The 19926-nt window shown below is 37.5% G+C and carries 14 protein-coding genes; 6 read left to right on the forward strand and 8 right to left on the reverse strand.

The window, feature by feature from the left end:
* Positions 1 to 66: 66 nt before the first annotated feature.
* The 5 genes from ACJVDK_RS05985 to ACJVDK_RS06005 form a co-directional block, all read right to left on the reverse strand.
* Positions 67 to 1641, reverse strand: coding sequence for a DUF5689 domain-containing protein (locus tag ACJVDK_RS05985; RefSeq protein ID WP_443939373.1), 1575 nt, complete (start codon positions 1639 to 1641; stop codon positions 67 to 69).
* 31 nt (positions 1642 to 1672) lie between these two features.
* On the reverse strand, positions 1673 to 3256 hold the full coding sequence (locus tag ACJVDK_RS05990) for a SusD/RagB family nutrient-binding outer membrane lipoprotein (RefSeq protein ID WP_443939374.1): 1584 nt from the start codon (positions 3254 to 3256) through the stop codon (positions 1673 to 1675).
* Positions 3257 to 3267: 11 nt separating this feature from the next.
* Positions 3268 to 6756 carry a SusC/RagA family TonB-linked outer membrane protein gene (locus ACJVDK_RS05995; RefSeq protein ID WP_443939375.1) on the reverse strand — a complete coding sequence of 1163 codons (3489 nt, stop codon included), beginning with the start codon at positions 6754 to 6756 and terminating at the stop codon, positions 3268 to 3270.
* Positions 6757 to 6882: 126 nt separating this feature from the next.
* On the reverse strand, positions 6883 to 7884 hold the full coding sequence (locus tag ACJVDK_RS06000) for a FecR family protein (protein WP_443939376.1): 1002 nt from the start codon (positions 7882 to 7884) through the stop codon (positions 6883 to 6885).
* Between the two features lie 132 nt (positions 7885 to 8016).
* Positions 8017 to 8583, reverse strand: a complete 567-nt coding sequence (locus ACJVDK_RS06005) for an RNA polymerase sigma factor (protein WP_443939377.1) — start codon at positions 8581 to 8583, stop codon at positions 8017 to 8019.
* A gap of 217 nt (positions 8584 to 8800) precedes the next feature.
* Between ACJVDK_RS06005 and ACJVDK_RS06010 the strand changes: the two genes are divergently transcribed.
* The 4 genes from ACJVDK_RS06010 (at position 8801) to pgl (ending at position 13531) form a co-directional block, all read left to right on the forward strand.
* Entirely contained in the window at positions 8801 to 9559 is a 759-nt protein-coding gene (locus ACJVDK_RS06010; RefSeq protein ID WP_443939378.1) for an ROK family protein, read from the forward strand.
* Positions 9560 to 9703: 144 nt separating this feature from the next.
* Positions 9704 to 11113 (forward strand): NADP-dependent phosphogluconate dehydrogenase, encoded by a 1410-nt coding sequence (gene gndA / locus ACJVDK_RS06015; protein WP_443939379.1) that lies wholly within the window; start codon positions 9704 to 9706, stop codon positions 11111 to 11113.
* A gap of 105 nt (positions 11114 to 11218) precedes the next feature.
* Entirely contained in the window at positions 11219 to 12730 is a 1512-nt protein-coding gene (gene zwf, locus ACJVDK_RS06020) for a glucose-6-phosphate dehydrogenase (RefSeq protein ID WP_443939380.1), read from the forward strand.
* 78 nt (positions 12731 to 12808) lie between these two features.
* Positions 12809 to 13531, forward strand: a complete 723-nt coding sequence (gene pgl, locus ACJVDK_RS06025) for a 6-phosphogluconolactonase (RefSeq protein WP_443939381.1) — start codon at positions 12809 to 12811, stop codon at positions 13529 to 13531.
* Between the two features lie 103 nt (positions 13532 to 13634).
* Here pgl and ACJVDK_RS06030 read toward each other — a convergent pair whose 3' ends face one another.
* The 3 genes from ACJVDK_RS06030 to ACJVDK_RS06040 form a co-directional block, all read right to left on the reverse strand.
* Positions 13635 to 14516: a Ppx/GppA phosphatase family protein gene (locus ACJVDK_RS06030; RefSeq protein ID WP_443939382.1), complete on the reverse strand. Its 882-nt coding sequence runs from the start codon at positions 14514 to 14516 to the stop codon at positions 13635 to 13637.
* Between the two features lie 4 nt (positions 14517 to 14520).
* Positions 14521 to 16575: a polyphosphate kinase 1 gene (ppk1, locus tag ACJVDK_RS06035; RefSeq protein WP_443939383.1), complete on the reverse strand. Its 2055-nt coding sequence runs from the start codon at positions 16573 to 16575 to the stop codon at positions 14521 to 14523.
* 109 nt (positions 16576 to 16684) lie between these two features.
* Positions 16685 to 17470: a hypothetical protein gene (locus ACJVDK_RS06040; RefSeq protein WP_443939384.1), complete on the reverse strand. Its 786-nt coding sequence runs from the start codon at positions 17468 to 17470 to the stop codon at positions 16685 to 16687.
* A gap of 74 nt (positions 17471 to 17544) precedes the next feature.
* Here ACJVDK_RS06040 and ACJVDK_RS06045 point away from each other — a divergent pair, with 74 nt between their 5' ends.
* Positions 17545 to 18036, forward strand: coding sequence for a YajQ family cyclic di-GMP-binding protein (locus ACJVDK_RS06045; protein ID WP_443939385.1), 492 nt, complete (start codon positions 17545 to 17547; stop codon positions 18034 to 18036).
* A gap of 199 nt (positions 18037 to 18235) precedes the next feature.
* Entirely contained in the window at positions 18236 to 19828 is a 1593-nt protein-coding gene (locus ACJVDK_RS06050) for a S8 family peptidase (RefSeq protein WP_443939386.1), read from the forward strand.
* Positions 19829 to 19926: the final 98 nt, after the last annotated feature.

The following is a 19926-nucleotide window of genomic DNA, read 5'->3' on the forward strand; positions in this document are numbered from 1 at the left end:
TTATATTTAACACTATGAAAACAGGGTTAAGATTTATGTTTTCTTAACCCTGTAAAATTTAACAATTTATTTTAACTGCGTAGCTGGAGTGCCAGTCGGATTTTCCGGAGTTGGCGCCGGGTAAACTCCTTCAATTTCAGCCAAGGTTGACGTTAGCGTTAGCTGAATATTTGTCTGCGTTCTTGCTTTTACCCATTTACCCAACGTAACGCTATATACACCTCCGAATTTATAATAAAAACCTGCATCTGAAGGAGTTGTATAAGAAAAGTTAATGGTATTGGTTCCTTGACGATAAAAAGGTTGCGGAGCTAAGGTAATAGGATTTACCACATCATAAATATCGTTATTCGCAATACGATAACCTACAGCAGGAGGACCAGCTGCATACAGTAAACCGCCTGTACCCACAAATAAAGCATCAATTGGCGTGCTCGCCTCTGTAACGTTCGTACCCTCAAAAACGGCTACCCCATACGCATTTCCACTATTTGCAAGCAAATTGGTGGTTTTAGTACCAAATCCATCTCCACTTGTTGTAGAATAATTAAACGATCGAATCCAGTTTGAAGATGCAATACTGGTAGAATTCACACCGCCGGTCGCCGAATTTATAAGCTTGTTTGCTCCACCAACATAGAAATATGTTCCTTTTGCTGCTTTACCCGACGTTAAGTTAAACTTATACGTACGCAAATCACCTAATGCCCATCCATTTGTTGGATTAATGGTTGGCGTTGAAGCGCCGGCATTGTTTGTCGTTACAACCGAAAAAGGCGTAACAGCGAAATCAATATCGCGTGTAGCTAAAAATTGAATGTATTCGTTATTGGCATCCGTTCCTTTTGGATCCGCTATCCAGCCACTAATAATCATAGCAGGAATACTTACCGTACTGCTTAACACCACAACATCTTCTTTTTTACGTAAGCGAACCTCAGGAACTAATTTTCCATCTGAACCTGCTTTACTCAAAACAACACCATAAAAGTTAGCCAAAAAAGGAAGCGAGTTACTTGCAAATGCTGCAGCACTTTCGGTGTGTAAGGTAATGTTATCAAAACCATCGTTTACCATTTTATCGCCAGAAAAAGTATCTGTTGGGGCTGGAACTGGATCGAAGCCTCCTTTTACAATGGCTACCAATGTACTTTCGTATTGATCGGGGTTGGCCAAGATATAACTACTTGGAACACGATTTGGTGGAATGGCAAGCCCGCTTGCTAATTTAGTTACATTGCCTGGTGACACATTTTTAACTTGTAGAACGCCGTTTTCACGGGTTAAAATGCCTCCGCTAATTTCTACTGAGATAGAATCGCCAGGTACGTATTTCGCCGCGTCAGAACCTAAAGCAATGGTAATACCACGTAATTTTGATAAGCGTTTGCGATCTTGAAGAATTAAATAACCCGCAGGCATATTTCCTCCTGAGTGATCAGAAACAACTACTCCACTAATTTTACTTGAACCAAACATATTATCGGCAGACAATGTTAGTTCGCTTCCTTTGTATAAGCTACGCAAATCCAACATCGGAATATATGGGCCAATATCACCTGCAGGATACTTCGTTTTTTCGCAGGCAGCCAATAAAGCGACTACAAGCAAAATTAAACTGTGATTTAAAAATCTTTTCATATTATTTAATTGATAAAGTTGAACCAAATTATTAAGGCTTTTGCCACCAAACTTGTGTATAAATCTCATCGCCTCCTTGTGCAGCTACTGCTGCTTTGTAATTGGTTGGGTTTGCTGATTGAACATACACCGGGTAGGTTAAGCGAGCAGGCATAACGCCTCCATTTTGCAAACCTGAACCTTTTGGTAAAACCGGATGGCCCGTACGGCGAAACTCTACCCATTGCTGTAAATCTTCTAAAAACAATGCATAGTATTTCTGAACGTGAATTTGTTCCATATGATCTTCAACAGAACCAACAGTTGACCAATTAATATCGGCATTGGTTAAATAATCGGTAAAAGCTACATCAGTAATCGTTGCAGGAGTTGTTGGAGTAGTGGTTGCAGTGGCATTTGGCCAAATAGGTAACCAAGTAGTAATGGTACTTAAAATACCTGTTTTGTAATACGTTTCAGCTGTACCTGTTGTGATATATCCTTTTAATGCAGCCTCTGAAAGGATAAAATTGAGCTCTGCATAGGTCAAAATTAAACCATCTAATGGTTCGTTTTGTAAATTAGTAACCAAGGCACTGCTTACGGTTGAAGCACTTGAATAAAAATAGGCTTGTTTGACAACTCCTGCCCCTGGCGAATAACCACTAGGTACGCCTACAAATCCGTTAGAACCTTGTGCAATACCCCAGCGGTTTACGCCTCCCTTTCCAAATTTAGTAATATCCAAACAAGGGTGTTGCCAATCTCTTAAGTGATCTATAAAAAAAGAACCGATGGATGGTGCGGTAAAATCTTGTGTACGCACGTTGGTCACATATGGATTGGTATAAGGTCCGGTTCCTACCCATCTCAAAATAGCAGAATCATCGTTGCTGGTCATCTTCGGATAGGTAGAAGCTTTGGTATCAATCATTTCTTTAATCTTAGCTTGTGCCATGCCAGCTACCTCTGCCTTACCCGACAAACGCAACAACATTCTCAAATACAAAGAGTTACCAAATTTTCTCCATTTAGAAATGTTTCCTAGATAAACCGGATCGCTTGATGCCAAGATTGCAGGACCACCATTTAACAAGGTATTGGCCTCTTCTAATTTTTTAAACAAATCGAGATAAATATCTTTCTGCGCATCGAATTTAGGCTCTGTAATACCCTCTTTTGCTAAATTAGACTCAAAATAAGGTGCGTCGCCATAGGCATCGGTAATCATCGAATATATCCATGCCTGGCAAATTAATGCAATACCTTGATACGATTTATTTGCGGTTAAAGGTTCTCCGGCTTTCGTGTAGAGATCCTTAAAATTAGTCAATTGAACATACCAGTTATTCCATAAATAATCGGCATAGGTTCTTCTATATTCGTAACGAAATACTTGCGCATCTGCATCGGTTAACGACACGGTAACTTGCATCAACTCGTTATTAAAATTTCGATTACGAATCATATTTGCCGTTACCGTATTCACCAAAGCTGGTGCTAACAATTGCGCCGGTGTAGATGTTGGCGAATTGTTTGGATCGGTATTTATTTCGGTAAAATCTTTCTTGCACGCTGGCAACACCATCATGCTGATGGCTACTATCCCAATTAATGTATATACTCTCTTTTTCATTGTTGTAAAAATTAAAAACCAACGGTTAATGATACCCCTAGCGTTCTGGTTGATGGGAATTGAGCTGTTTCAAAGCCTTGTACAATGTCAGTTCCCGAAAGGGTACCAAACTCAGGATCGAAAATTGGCCATGGCGACCAAATAAACAGATCACGACCATACACACCAATTGAAGCTTTTTGTAATCCCAATCGCTTGGTTAACTTAGGTGTTAATGTGTAATCGAAACGGGCTTCTCTGAACTTTAAGAAATCGGTACTAAACGTACTACCTTCTGCGTTATCCGCACCCATTTGCGCTCTGTAATAAGCATCAATATCGTATGTTATCACGTCGTTCGGGCGGTATGTTCCATCCGGATTTTGAACCACACCTTGTCCAATAATACCATTATATCTACCTGGAAGTGTGTTTGTAGTTTTTCCTTGTTCTACTAGTTTATAGTTTGATAACGAATGTGCTACCGCTCCAACTTGTGCATCGAACAATACGTTTAAGCGAAATTGTTTGTATCTAAATTCTGATCCAAAACTCGTTTTAAATTTTGGTGAGGTATTCCCTAAATAAACAACATCATCGGTAATTTTTGCATTTCCTGTGGTTGCATCGTACACGATTTGTCCATCTGGTGAGCGTACAAATCCACGACCGTACAAATCACCCATGCTACCGCCTACTTTGGCTACAACTTGGCCACCTGCAACAGGACCGGTTCTTAAAACAACCGAGCTATCGCCATTTATATCAATAATTTCATTTCTATTAGCTGAATAGGTAAAATTTGCATTCCAGCTAAAATCTCTTCCTTTAACAATAGCTCCGTTAATGGCAAGCTCAATACCCCTGTTATCTACACGTCCAGCATTGATTACCATTTGGTTATACCCTGTTGAACGATCTAGAATACGGTATAAAATTTGGTTTTTTGAATTCCCCGAATAAAGTGCTAAATCGAAGTTTAATCGGTTTTTAAATAAATGTACATCGGCACCAACCTCAAACGTGCTCGTCGTTAGTGGCAATAAATCTGGATTTGGTAAAACCGTTGGATTTTGCAAAGCACCGCCAGTATACAAACCTCCAGCAGCTGAAGGATAACTATACGAGGTAATATAAGGTGTATTCGTTGTTCCTCCTACTTGCGAAAATGAAGCTCTTAATTTAGCGTAATTGATAAATTTAGGTAAGCTAACCACCTCTGATAAGATAAAACTGGTACTTACCGATGGATAAAAGAAACCTACGTTATCGGTTCTTGAAGGAGTAGCCAAAATACTCGACCAATCTTGTCTGCCGGTAACATCTAAGTACAAGTAATTTTTATACGCCAACGATAATAAGCCATAAAAACTGTTTACTGCATACTTGTTTCTAAGTGGTAAACTTACCAACGGTCCTGCTGCATTCGAGAATGAGTATAAACCTGGATAAATTAATGAATCGGCTCTGATTTCATCGCGGATGTATTTATTTTTAAGCATACTACCACCTGCCGTTGCCGTTATCTGAAAATCTTTCGATACTTTTTTATTGTATCTCAGCAAGAAATCAGTACTTGCTTCTTGCGAATAAATATCCTGCGAACGATACGATCCTTTTGGTAATTTGGTACCTGCATCATACGGACGATCCTGCTCGCGTTGCTCATACGAAAAATCGAGTGAAGTTCTTAACTGCAAGCTTAATTCCTTAGTAAAATTATACGATGCCTGTACGTTTCCAGTCATTCCGTTACGGATTGATTTATTTAAAAATTCATACGAAATTGCGTATGGATTTTCTGGAAATGAACTGTATGGGTATTGAATCGCTCTATTTTCTTGGCCAATTTTCCAGTAGTTTCTCAACCAATTTGGATCGGCATTTGGTTGCCAAAAAATATACCAATACATAAGCGATTGATTACCATAACCTGCGCCCGGTAAGTTATCACTAAACTTGTTTGTATAATTAATTTTAGATGAGATGGTTAATTTATCATTCACTTTAGAGTTTACCGATAAAGCCACTGAATTACGACCGTAACCCGTGTTTGGGGTAATCCACTTATTATCGACATTGGTAAAAGAAAAACGAGCAGTCGTTCTATCGGTACCACCATCTACACTTACTGAGTTCGTAAATGTTCTACCTGTTTCAAAGAAATCGTTCACTCCGTTTTCATAAGCAACCCAAGGTGTTCTTTCGGCTCCAACTTTTTGCGTTACCGGATCATATTGATAAAACATTTGACCATTAAAACGTGGTCCGTACGCAGAACTGGTTCCACTGGTACTTGCTCCATCAACCGAAGCACCGAACGAATAATAATCGGCCCCAGCCAAACCTTGTCCATATTCATATTGTAAATCCGGTGAACGGTTCATGCTCTCAAACGATGCATTAGAATTTACCGTAATACCCAAACCTTTACGTTTTGGATTTCCAGATTTAGTGGTGATTAAAATCGCTCCATTTCTACCGCGTTCACCATACAGCGCCGCCGCACTTGGACCTTTTAAAACCGAAACCGACTCAATGTCTTCTGGGTTAATATCATTTAATCCGCTTCCATAATCGGCAGGCATATTATCACTACTTGTTCCATAAACAGATTCACCAGCATTTGCGGTTCTACGTCCACTACCGTTACTAATGGCAACACCATCTACAACAATTAACGCTTCGCTACTTCCACTAATATCACTTTCACCACGCAAAATAACTTTAATAGATCCGGTTGGACCTGCGCCTGAACGCACTAAATTTAAACCCGCAACCTTGCCCGAAAGTGCATCGGTCCAGTTACCAGAAATAGCGTTGGTTAATTCTTCGCCTTTTACCGTCGTATTGGCATATCCTAACGCTCTTTCCTCACGTTTGATACCCAAAGCCGTAACCACAACCTCATCTAATGAATTGTCGCTCGATTTTAGCAAAACTGTCCCTAATTTAGTGATACCATTAAGTTCCACTTTCACTTGTTGTATGCTGATGGTTTTATAAGCAATATAACTTGCTTCAACAGTATACGTTCCTGGAGCCACAGCTATAGAAAAATTCCCATCGTTATCTGCTTGAACAGTACGCTTTAACGCTACTATTTTTATGGTTGCAGCAGGCAGGCCTTGCTGACTTTCATCAACCACTTTTCCTGTTATTACGCCCGTGTTGTTGTTTTTCTTCACAATTAAAATGACACCATTGCCATTCACTTTATAACTAAAAGGCGAATCTTTTAAAATCAGCTTTAAAGTTTCATCAACACTACGATTTCCGCGTGCAACAAATACTTTTTTATCATCTTTCAATTCCGAGTTATTGTAATTAATAGTATATCCACTAAGCTTTTCTACCTCGTTAAAGGCCTTTTTTAATGTGGTTCCATCAGCCTCAAAAAGTATCATTTTTGACGTTTGCCCATAAACGGAATAAGCCTGAAACATTACTGCCAGCATAAAAAGCAATAATCTTGACCCGTACCGATGGATGATTTGCATCCATCTTGTATTTATTTTCATATTTTTACTAAGTTTTACTTTTTCAAATGAGTTTAAACAATTTTTACATGCTTGAAATGTGTCCAGCATTTCAAGCTTTTTTAATTTTTGTAGCTTTTATACCATGTGTATTTTCCTAATTTATCGTTAATAAATAATTACTTTTTTCTGGTAGATTTTATATTTAGAGTGGGATAATTTGGCAAGAATTTCCATAACCTGATTGACAGCACATTTATCAAACTTGGCCGTTAGTTTTACGTCATTTAATGCCGAGTTATTGACTAAGATTTCCATATCATACTCACGCTCAAGAACTTCAGCTATTTGTTCTAAATTTTGATTGTAGAAAAAAAGCTTATACTCTCTCCAACTGTGATAATCCAGTGCATTTACATGCTCCTTTACACTTTCACCATTGCGCTTATCAATAGTAAGCTGTTCATTCGGGAGTAGAAATTGAACCGTATTGCCTTTGCCCTTTTGTTTTACCAGTACGCCAACCTTACCCGTTTGTACGGTTACCGCTATGTTTTTTGAGGATGAATACGCATTGATATTGAAAGACGTTCCCAATACAGTGGTACTTACCGCGCCGGTGTACACAATAAATGGTTGCTTTGGGCGATGCTGAACATCAAAAAAGGCCTCTCCTTCTAAATAGACAATTCTTTTACCTTTATTGAAGTTTATATTGTATCGTATTTTACTATCACCATTCAGGTAAACCACCGAACCATCAGGCATGGTTACCAATCTTTTTTGCCCTTTGGGATTATAAATTTCATGATAGGCAACGGTAGAACTTTGCTTGGTTTGCTGCTTGAAAATATATAGAACAGGAAGCACGGCAAAAAACAAAACCGCTGCAGCCATATAGAGATATTGACTATACGTTAATTTTCTAAGACCTACCTTTTTTGGAATTGAACTACTCTCTATTTGTTGTTGAATGGCAGCCCAACTTTTTGCTTGGTTAAGGGGTACATTTAAAAACTGATCTGCTAATTCGAAAGCTTGTAGCGTTTCTCTAAATATTTGTTGATTCTCCGCGCTGCTATCTACCCAATGAAGTAGACTGGTCAGATCTTCACTGCTGATTGTTTTCTTGCTATAATCTTCTATTAATTTGTAGTAGTGTTGATCCATCTAATATTGCTGTTCTATGGTTAAGACAGAATAAATGGAAAGAATACGTAGCGAAAATCATTAAGTTAATATTAACAAAATGTAAACAACACCCATGCACTCAAAAATGTAAAAAATGCAGGAAATTGCTACCTAAATAGTGGAACGATCAATAGCCAATGCTTTCAAATTTTTGACAGCCTGGTATAAAAGTGTTTCAACGGTACGCACCGAAATACCCAACAATTCGGCAATAATGTGTTTTTCTAATGAATCTATCCGGCTCATTAAAAGTACCTCTTTTTGTCGATCAGGTAGCCGATTAATCAAGCCTATAACTTTGCTATACGACTCACGACTGGCCATTAAATCATGTGGATTTAAATAGGTATCGGGATAATTTAAACTTTCCTCATCGTCGCCCAAACTCGAGTGCGAAAGCTTTACCTTTTGAATCTCATTTAGCGATAAATTTTTAGCGGCTGTAAAAAGATATTTCTTAATGGATGTAATTTGAAGATTTTTGCGTCTATCCCAAATTTTCATAAACAAATCGGCAATAAGCTCTTCAGCTTTGTTGTAATCCTTTAAGTAAATAGACGTAAACTTACACAAGGAAGAATAGTACCTGTTAAATAATGTTTCAAGGGCAAGGCTATCATCGTTCAATAATAAAATTACCAATGCATCATCACTTTTATTTAAATATTCTTCTTTCATGTATTAGCAAAATTATCCGCCTTATGTTAGGATATCATTAAGAATACTTTGCCTTTAAGTTACCAATGTATTAATACCATTGCTATGCAGGATAGAAATCCCGTGAATATTTTCCCGTTTCAATTCAAAAAACAAAAACTGCCTGTTAAAAAATTAATCTTTTTAGATAAATACTGCTATTTTAACTATTTTGTAGACAGAAACTTAAACATCAACCATGGCTACACCGGAAAAAAAACAGCAAACGAACATCCTCTCAATAGATATTGGCGGAACCAGCATTAAGACGATCTTATTGGATGAAGAGGGCAATACCCTTTCCGAGTATCAAAAAATTAAAACGCCTCATCAAGCTACGCCAAAAGAAATTCTAGAGCACATTGAAAAATTAATCACGCCGATCGAAAACAGCTACAACCGCATTTCTGTGGGTTTTCCGGGTTATGTGAAAAACGGCGTTATTAAAACCGCGCCTAATCTTGCTAAAAACAAATGGGAGGACGTAGATTTAGCACAACAAATTGCCAATAAATTCAATAAACTGGTTCGATTGGTAAACGATGCCGATCAACAAGGCTTGGGTGTGGCACAAGGAAAAGGTTTTGAAGTAGTTTTTACCGTGGGAACCGGGTTCGGAACGGCGCTACTCTACGATGGCGAACTCCTGCCACATTTAGAATTAGCACATTTCCCCATCAATAAGGAAGAAGATTACGATGATTATTTAGGCAGTAAGGCTTATGAAAAAGTTGGACTAGAACATTGGAACAAACGACTAAAAAAAGTTATTGAAATCTATAAAACCGTTTTTAATTACGATACCTTATATATAGGAGGAGGCAATTCAAAACACATCACATTTAAATTAGAAGACAATATTAAGGTAACAAATAACCGAGATGGTATAAAAGGTGGTGCAAAACTTTGGAAATTATCTGATAAATACCATGTTTTTACCATAAAACCCGAAAAATAATTATCATTTTAATAATTTTTATCATAAAAAACTTGACATATCTCACAATTATGTAATTATGTTGCGAAATTATATTTTTTAGTGACAATCGCTTTAATATTAATTTGTAAATCCTAATTTTGAGCGCACAAGAAAAAATTGAAAATGGCAAATAGCGACTTAAAAAAGTACAAATTGGGAATGATTGGTTTAGGCACCATGGGCCGAAACTTATTGTTAAACATGGCTGACAAAGGTTTTTCTGTAACAGGTTACGATAAAGATCCGAAAATGATCACGAAACTTGAAGAAGAAGGAAAAAACCATCAATTAGAAGGCTTTACAGATATTGAAAGTTTTATTAACAGCATTGCAACACCGCGTACCTTAGTTGTATTGGTTCCGGCGGGTCCAATTGTAGATAGCGTTATTGCCGAATTAAAACCACTTTTAAGCAAAGGCGATTTAATTATCGATAGCGGAAATTCGCACTACACCGATACCAACCGTCGCGTAAAAGAATTGGAAAAAGACGGCCTACATTTCTTTGGAATGGGTATTTCAGGTGGCGAAGAAGGCGCTCGTTTTGGTCCAAGTATGATGCCTGGAGGCGATAAGCAAGCCTATAATGTTGTAAAAGATGTGTTTGATGCCATTGCCGCGAAAGTTGACGGTGTACCTTGCGTTACCTATATTGGTAGAGGTGCTGCTGGTCACTTTGTAAAAATGGTGCACAACGGCATTGAATATGCTATTATGCAGCTTCTTGCAGAAGTATATGGTATTCTAAAAAATGGTTTAGGCTACACAAACGAACAAATTTACCAAGTACTAAACAAATGGAACCAAGGTAAATTGCAGTCGTTCTTGATGGAAATAACAGCAGATATCTTCCTCGTAAAAGATACGGAAACCGATCAGGATTTAGTGGATGTAATTAAAGATGAAGCGCGCTCAAAAGGCACTGGAAAATGGACTTCTGAAGTTTCGATGGAATTGCAGCTACCTGTTCCAAGTATTAACGAAGCCGTTTCAAACCGCGATCTTTCAAAATTCAAAGCCTTACGCGTATCTTTGGAAAATGCTTTTGGCAAAAAAGAAGGTAAAATTGATGTAAGCATTGAAGAACTGGAAGATGCATTCTATTTTGCCATGATTAGTGCCTATGCACAGGGCTTACATTTATTGGTTCAGGCTTCAAAAGAGTACGATTACGGATTAGAATTGCAAGAAATTGCAAAAATTTGGCGAGGTGGATGTATTATCCGTGCTAAATTCTTAGAAGATATTTATCAAGCATACGATAAAAACCATGCATTGGAGCATTTATTTGGCGATGCAGGCATTCAAAATATTTTAAAAGGCGCATTAGCCGGAACACGTAAAACCATTGCAGCTTGTTTAAGCGCAGGTGTAGGTATTCCAGCATTTACTTCTACTCTAACGTATTTCGACACAATTACCACTGGAAGAATGCCTTCAAATTTAATTCAAGCACAGAGAGATTTCTTTGGTGCACATACGTTTGAACGTATTGATAAAGAAGGTACATTTCACGCAAACTGGAATAAATAAGCTCAAAAAATAGAATCCCATATCGCAATCCATTGAAATTATCAGGTTTTCAAAGAAAAATTGAATCCATCTGATCGCTTCAACACATTGAAAAAAATTATAGTGATGAAAAAGAAAATCGACTTAAACCCTACCATATTTGTAATTTTTGGAGGGACTGGTGATTTAAATAAAAGAAAATTAGCGCCTGCTCTTTATAACTTATTTATTGAGGGCTACATGCCCGATAAATTTGCGGTTATAGGAACTGGAAGAACGGAATACACCGACCAAAGTTATAAAGATGCATTAGAAGATGCTGTTTGCGAATTCTCACGTACGGGAAAAGTGAAAGAAAAATGGGACAGCTTTGGCAATACCATTCATTACTGCCCAACAGATTTTGCGCAACCCAAAACGTTTGAAAACTTAAAAGCTGCAGTTGATAAATACCAAAAAGAATACGGAAAAGACACGCAAGTAATTTATTACCTAGCCGTTGCACCTAACTTTTTCCCAATCATTGCCGAGAGTTTAAAAAAATATAAGTTAACGGAAGACGAAGATAACAGCAGAATTGTTATCGAAAAGCCTTTTGGAAATGATTTAGAATCGGCAAAAGAACTGAATGCTTTATTGGGTACGATTTTTACTGAAAAACAAATTTACCGTATCGATCATTATTTGGGAAAAGAAACGGTTCAAAACATGATGGCTTTCCGTTTTGCCAATGCATTGTTTGAACCTCTATGGAACCGCGATTACATCGAACATGTTCAAATTTCAGTAACTGAACAATTGGGCGTTCAAGATCGTGGCGGTTATTACGAAGGCGCAGGAGCGATGCGTGATATGATTCAAAATCACTTATTGCAGTTGCTTTGTTTAGTGGGTATGGAAGCGCCAATTAATTTTGAAGCTACCGAAATTAGAAATCGCAAAGTGGAAGTTCTGAAAGCTGTTCGTCCATTTTCGCCAGAAGATATCCGATTCAATACCGTACGCGGACAATACAGCAAAGGTTGGGTTAAAGGAGAAGAAGTACCTGGATACCGCCAAGAAAAAGGTGTGGATAAAAATTCCAATACCGAAACATTTGCTGCTGCCAAATTTTACATCGATAACTGGAGATGGCAAGGAATTCCGTTTTATGTACGTACCGGAAAGCGTTTAAACCAAACTTCTTCGTTAATTACCATTCAGTTTAAAGATGTACCACATCAAATATTTTCATCAAGCATAACCGAAAACTGGCAACGAAACAGACTGGTAATCAGCATACAACCTGAAATGAGTATTCGCTTGCAAGTACAAGCAAAACGCCCAGGATTGGATATGGTATTGAATCCGGTAGATATGGTTTTCGATTACAAAGGCACATACGAAAACGATTCGCCTGAAGCCTACGAAACACTTTTATTAGATGCCATGATGGGCGATCAAACACTGTTCATGCGTGGAGATCAAGTTGAAGCTGCTTGGGAATTGGTTATGCCGATTTTAAACACTTGGGAAGGCAAAAAATCACTCAACTTCCCAAATTATCCAGCCGATAGCTGGGGGCCAGAGGAAGCCGAAGCACTTATTGCCAAAGACGGTCATCATTGGTTTAACTTGCCTTTAAAAAATAAAGACTAGTTAACAAATTAGATAGAAAACATGAATCAAAACCTTGCAGTAAAAAAAACCTGCAAGGTTTATTAACATATACCCATTATGAATTTACTCATTTACAAAACCACGGAAGAACTAACCAGCGATTTGGCTGACTACATCATCAAAATTGCTGAAATGGCCATTGAAGAAAATGACCGATTCAATTTTGTACTAACCGGAGGAAATTCACCTAAAGCTTTATACACGTATTTAGCAACCGAATGCAAGCACCGTATAGATTGGGAAAAAGTATATTTCTTTTTTGGCGATGAACGCAATGTGCCAGCTACCGATGATAACTACAATGGCTTAATGGCAAAAAAGTCTTTTTTCGATTTATTGGAAACGGCAGAAGATCATATCTTTTACATCGATACCACTTTAATCCCAGAAGAGGCCGCTAAAGCCTACAAAGCAGCTTTGGATACGCACTTTAAAGGAAAAGAAATTGTTTTCGACCTTATTTTATTGGGTATGGGTGATGATGCACACACCGCTTCTATTTTTCCGCACACCACGTTGGTTAAAAACGAAGAAGCAACCGTTGCTTCTGTGTTTGTTGAAAAACTAAATACGCATCGCATTAGCTTAACGGCTCCCTTAATTAACAATGCAGATAATGTTGCCTTTCTTGTGTTTGGCGAAAATAAAGCAGAAGCACTTAAACATGTTTTAAACGACGAAGAAAAAGATGTTGCTACCTATCCTTCGCAATTAATACAGCCGGTTGACGGTAAGTTAACATGGTTTGTAGATGAGGCAGCAGCGAAATTACTCAACTAAAAAAACTCCAAAAAATAAGCTACACCTTCTTGGGTAATCAAAAATCGCTTTACATAAAAAATCCCCAGAACTTGCATGAAAATTCTGGGGATTTTTCGTTAGATTAAACTAAATTCTCTTCGATTAGCAGTTTAATGATACCGTCGGCCATTCCAACTTTGGGCACATAAATCTGTTTAATTCCGCTCCATTTCATCAGCGTTAAGAAAATTTCTGCAGCTGGGATAATCACATCGGCACGATCTGGATTTAGGCCTAAATCGTTAATGCGTTCTTTTAAAGAGCAACCACTTAACTTATTGTACAAATTATTAAGCTTTTGCAAGGAAAGTGGCGCGTTTTCCTTTTCATCGCTCATACGGAATAGTTTATTAATATTTCCACCGGTACCAATGGCCGCTAACCCTTTTTGATCTTTGGTGTGTTTCTTTACCCACTCTTTCATATCTTCCCAGGTTTCTTCTTTATCCTGGTTATCGAGCATGCGAATAGTTCCAATGTTGAACGATTTTGATGCAATTGGGTCTCCTTTTACAAACACAGAAAGTTCGGTACTACCACCGCCCACATCAATGTATAAATAGGTTTTATTTTGATCCAATTCTTCTTCTATGTGATTGGCATAAATAATATTTGCCTCACGTTGACCTTCAATAATTTCGAGTGTTAAATCGCATTGTGCTTTTATCTCAGCCACAATTTCAGCACCGTTATCTGCTTCGCGCATAGCAGAAGTTGCACAAGCTAAATAGTTAGTCACATGATACACATCCATTAAATTTTTAAAAGCAGCCATGGTTTTCATCAAATCATCTGCTTTTCTAACCGAAATACGCTTATCTAAAAAGGCATCGTCGCCCAGGCGTAAGGGTACACGAATAAGTGTATTTTTTTTATACTTATATTTTCCATCCTGCTTGCTAATATCGGCTATTAGTAAGCGAACGGCATTTGATCCAACGTCTATGGCTGCGTATCGTAACATACTATTATTGCTTCGATCTGAGGTAATTGTAGATATCTACTTGTGCTCGTACCTTTTTTTGAAGTCTATTTTTTAAATATTTATTATTATTTTGAGCGTTTATTTGTCTTGCTTTGGTATTATCTTGTAATTGAATATCAATAATATCTTGAATTTCTTGTTTTACATCCACATCCAATACCGGGAATCCAACTTCAACCCGATGATCCAAATTACGGGTCATTAAATCGGCCGAAGATAAATACATATCGTTTTTACCATTGTTGCCAAAAATAAAAACTCTTGCGTGTTCTAAAAATTTATCGATAATGCTGATGGCTGTAATATTTTCACTAAAGCCTTTTACTCCGGGTACTAAACAACAAATACCACGTACAATAAGCTGAATCTTTACTCCAGCATTACTGGCCTCGTATAACTTATTGATAATCCCCTCATCAGCCAAACTATTTACTTTGAGCATAATATAACCTGCTTTTCCTTGTTTAGCATTGCGGATTTCTCGGTTAATAAAACTCACAAATTTCGATCGACTTTCTAAAGGTGAAACAATTAAATGTCTAAAACCTTTAACTACCGTTCGTTTATTCAATGCATCAAAAAGCTTTACCAAATCGTTTGTAATTTCCTTTTTGGCGGTAAAAATGCTATGATCGCAATATAAATTGGCCGTTTTCTCGTTAAAATTACCCGTGGCCAAATTCGCATAATAAACGGGCTTATTCCGCTCAATGCGTTTAACAAGACAAATTTTAGAATGCACTTTATAATCCGTTAAACCATAATTTACTTTAACACCCTCTTCCATGAGTCGAGAAGTCCAATAAATATTCGCTTGCTCATCAAAACGAGCTTTTAGCTCAACCAATACAAACACCTCTTTTCCGTTTTTCGCAGCATTAATTAGCGCATTAATCACTTTCGAATTTTCGGCCAACCGGTATAAAGTGATCTGAATTTCAGTTACTTTCGGATCAATAGCTGCTTCGCGCAGAAACAAAATAATATAATCGTACGATTGATACGGCAAATTAACCAAAAAATCCTGTCGGGCAATTTTGGCAAATACGCTCTGTGTACGGTGGAGATGATGCACTTTTAACGGTACATTCGGTGCATATTCAAGTTCTGGGCTGCCTACATTCGGGAATGCAATAAAATCGCCGAATTTATGGTAGCGATTTCCAGGAATTAATCCTTCTGCCTCTAATTTGAGCTTGTTAATCAACACCGACAATACATTTAATGGAATGGCCGAATCGTATAGCAAACGCATGGGTTTTCCCTTACTACGTTTTGCCAAACTTGCTTTAAGATCCTCTACAAACTTATCGCTTATTCTTTTATCAATATCCAATTCCGCATCGCGTGTAAGTTGAATCGAATAAGCTTCAATGGTGTCGTAGGTAAAAATGTAGAAAATATCGTGCAAACAATACCGAATAATATCATCCAACATGATGATAAATTTAAGGTCGTTGGTTTCGGGTAAAACCAAAAACCGAGGTAAAGTTGGTGGTATTTCAATGAGAGCAAATTTCTCTTTTATCTTATTGTCCTGGCGGGATAATTTAACGAAGAAATACAAGAAGCGGTCTTTTAATTCTGGGAAAGGTTTATCCAAATCGAGCATTATAGGCACCAGATTGGATAAAATCTTATCGCGAAAGTGATTCTTTACGAAAGCTCCCCTGCTTACATTTAACTGGGTTTCGTTTAAGATAAATATTCTGTTTTGCGCTAACTCATTGATTAAAGTTGCCTGAAACAATTGTTCAAACTTACGTTCTTGTTTAACAACAATATTTTTAATCTCATTTAGAATCTTCTTCGGATTAAAGCCCAAAAGCGCTTTTGCTTTTTCGTTCAAATTAGAAAGGCGGGTCATGGTTGCAACCCTAACCCGGTAAAACTCTTCTAAATTAGATGAAAAAATAGACAAGAACTTAATCCGTTCAATTAAAGGAACAGTTTCGTCAGCAGCCTCCTGTAACACCCGATCATTAAAATATAACCAACTGATTTCGCGATTTAAAAATGGTGTCTTCTTCTTTGTCATCTAAGAGAGTAAAATCGCTGCCACGAGCGATGTTCAAAACTGCAATTATATTGTTAATTTAATGTTAATTTAAAGAGGTGTTAACATTAAAAATTCATATACAGTAACCTTACTTAGTCGTTTTCTTAGTGGTTGTGGTGGGCGTTGTTTTTTTAGCTACTGTTTTTTTAATTGCGGTTTCTGCCTTTTCAGTTGCAGTTACTACTTTCTTTTCAACCGCTTTTACTGCAGGTTTGGCTTTCGCAACGGTGGTTTTAGCCATGGTACCCGCTTTATTGGCAGCCGCTACAACTTTTTTCTCTACAACTTTTGCATCCTCTTTAATGGCTTCTGCTACGGGTTTTGCTTTGGTTGCTGTTTTTGTTACCGCCTTTTCTACACTTTTTTCTGCCGCAACTATTGCCTCTTTTGCCTTTCTAGCAATCGGTTTTGCCTTTGCGGTTACTGTTTGTGCTGTTTCGTTCACTTTTTTTGCAGCAGTTGCCAGCACTTTTTCCACTTTTTCTTCCGTAGCAACCGCACCTACCTTAACGCTTGAAATAGCAGGTTTTGCTTTAGAAACTGCTTTTTTAACTACTTTTTCTGCAGATCGTTCTGCTTTACTGATAGCTTTGACAATTGGTTTAGCTTTAGGTTCCTTTTTAGCTTTTTCTTTATTTGAATGCACCAATTCATCAATTTTATTTCCTACCTCAGCTTTAATTACTGTAAATTTCTTACTTAATTTTTTGGCTAAACGTTTACTGGTTTTCCCCACTTCCGAACTGATTTCTGACACATCGTGGCCTAAACTTTTAACAACATCTAAAAACTTATCGGTAAGCGATTGTTCCAATTGTTTCTTCGCCTGTTTTTTGGTTACTTTTTTTTGAGAATCGATTTTCGTGGTTTTCATATTATTTTTTGTTTTTTTGTGGGTAAGATTAATTTATTATTAAATCTACTGATTTTAAACTAAAAACGGAACACATGCCTTCATTTGATATAGTCAGCAAGGTTGATGCGCAAACACTTGATAATGCAATCAATAACGCTAAGAAAGAAATCCTCAATCGCTATGATTTTAACAACTCTAAAAGCACCATCGATTTAGATAAAAAAACGAACGTTATCACCATTGTTACCGAAGATGACATGCGCCTAAAGGCTATCGAAGGTTCGATCATCTCTAGAATGATGAAACAAAATTTAGACCCAAAAAGTTTGGATTTTGGTGACGAACATACTGCATCGGGCAATATGATCCGAAAGGAAATCACCATTAAAGAAGGTTTAGATAAAGAAGCTGCTAAAAAAGTGGTTGCTAAAATAAAGGCAAGCGGGTTAAAAGTACAACCTGCTATTATGGACGATCAAGTGCGTGTTACCGCGAAGAAAATAGACGATCTACAAGCCGTAATCAGCCTTTGTCGCACAGAAGATTTCGGTCAACCTTTGCAATACATTAATATGCGAAACTAAATTTAGTTGATGCTAGCTTAAAACCAAAGGCGGAAAGATAAACAGCTATCTTTCCGCTTTTGCCTTTAAAGGATTTAAATGCGCTACTCTTCGTTTAGTACATTTAAAATGTGATTTTAACACCATTTTTATGATTAGAAATGAATTTTAAGAAAATTAAAAGTATATTTCGCCGTTTTTTAGTATAAAATAACAACAAATGAATAACAACAATTTTTTAAAAAATCTGCTAGGTATTGCAGTCGTTACTGCAGTTCCTTTTTTTGCCAATGCGCAAAAACCGAACTGGCAAAATATGGATTTAAAAACCGATACACTTTTTGGTATTAGCACAGAAAAAGCGTACCAAGAACTGTTAAAAGGCAGAAAATCAACACGCGTAATTGTGGCCGTTAATGATGGTGGTGTTGAAGGAACACACGAAGATTTAAAACGCATCATGTGGGTGAATGCGAAAGAAAAGGCCGGAAATGGTAAGGATGACGATAAAAACGGATATATCGACGACATCAATGGATGGAATTTTATTGGTGAACCAAAAGGTTCTATCAATCAGGAAACCTTAGAAGTAACGCGTATTGTACGTAAAGGAAATGTTCGTTTTGCCAACACAACCGAATCGAATGTTGCAGAAAAAGACAAAGCTGATTACGAACTATACAAAAAAGCAAAAGCCGATTTTGATCAACAATATAGCAAAGCAAAAACAAGCTTAGCAAGTTACGGTGGTTTTAAAAATGCACTTGATGGCGTTACTAAAAAAATGGGTAAAGACAACCCAACAGCGGCAGATGTTGCTGCTTTTACGCCTACCAACGAGATGGAAAGCCGAATTAAACAAACGTTGGAAAATGTTCTAAAGGAAATGACCTATAAAGAGTTTTACGAAGGTCAGATAACGCCTGCTGTAGAACACTTTGAAGAGCAAGTAAATTACAACTTGAACCTTGATTTTAATCCACGCGATATTGTTGGCGATAACCCTGCAAACAGCAAGGAGAAATTTTATGGCAATAACGATATTGCTGGTCCTGATGCAAGACACGGTTCACACGTTGCCGGTATTATTGCGGCCGATAGAACCAATCAATTGGGTATTAAAGGTGTTGCCGATAATGTGGTAATTATGGGTGTTCGTTGTACTCCAAATGGTGATGAGCGTGATAAAGACGTTGCAAACGGAATTATTTATGCTGTAAACAACGGTGCTAAAGTAATTAACATGAGCTTTGGAAAAGCATACGCTGAAGACAAAGCTGCGGTTGATGCTGCCGTGAAATATGCGGTTTCAAAAGACGTTTTATTGGTTCACGCGGCTGGTAACGAAAACAAAAACTTAGAAATTGAAAACAACTTCCCGACGCAAAAATATGCAGACGGAGGCGTGGCTAGCTCATGGATTACGGTAGGTGCTTCTGGCCCGAAAGATGACGAAACCTTGAAAGCTAGTTTCTCTAACTATGGTAAAACGCAAGTAGATGTTTTTGCACCAGGTGTTCGTATTTATTCAACAGTTCCGGGTTCAAAATACGAGGAATTAGACGGTACAAGTATGGCTGCTCCTGTGGTAGCTGGTTTAGCTGGATTAATTCGTTCTTATTTCCCTAAATTAACCGCGAACCAAGTGAAAGAAATCATCATGAAATCTGTAACAAAGGTAAACCACAATGTAAGTTATAAAGATGGTGAAGGTAGAAATGCGAAAAGTGTTTCAGTTCCTTTTGCAGATCTTTGTGTTAGTGGTGGTATCGTAAATGCATACGAAGCAATTAAATTAGCGGCTACTTACTAAGCCTCATTAATTGATACAAAAAAGGCGTTTTTTCTAAGAAAAAACGCCTTTTTTAATGTTATCTAAAATCTGGAAGGAAAAACATACCAATTCTTTTC

The organism is Pedobacter paludisoli, assembly GCF_052344095.1.
Lineage (GTDB): Bacteria > Bacteroidota > Bacteroidia > Sphingobacteriales > Sphingobacteriaceae > Pedobacter.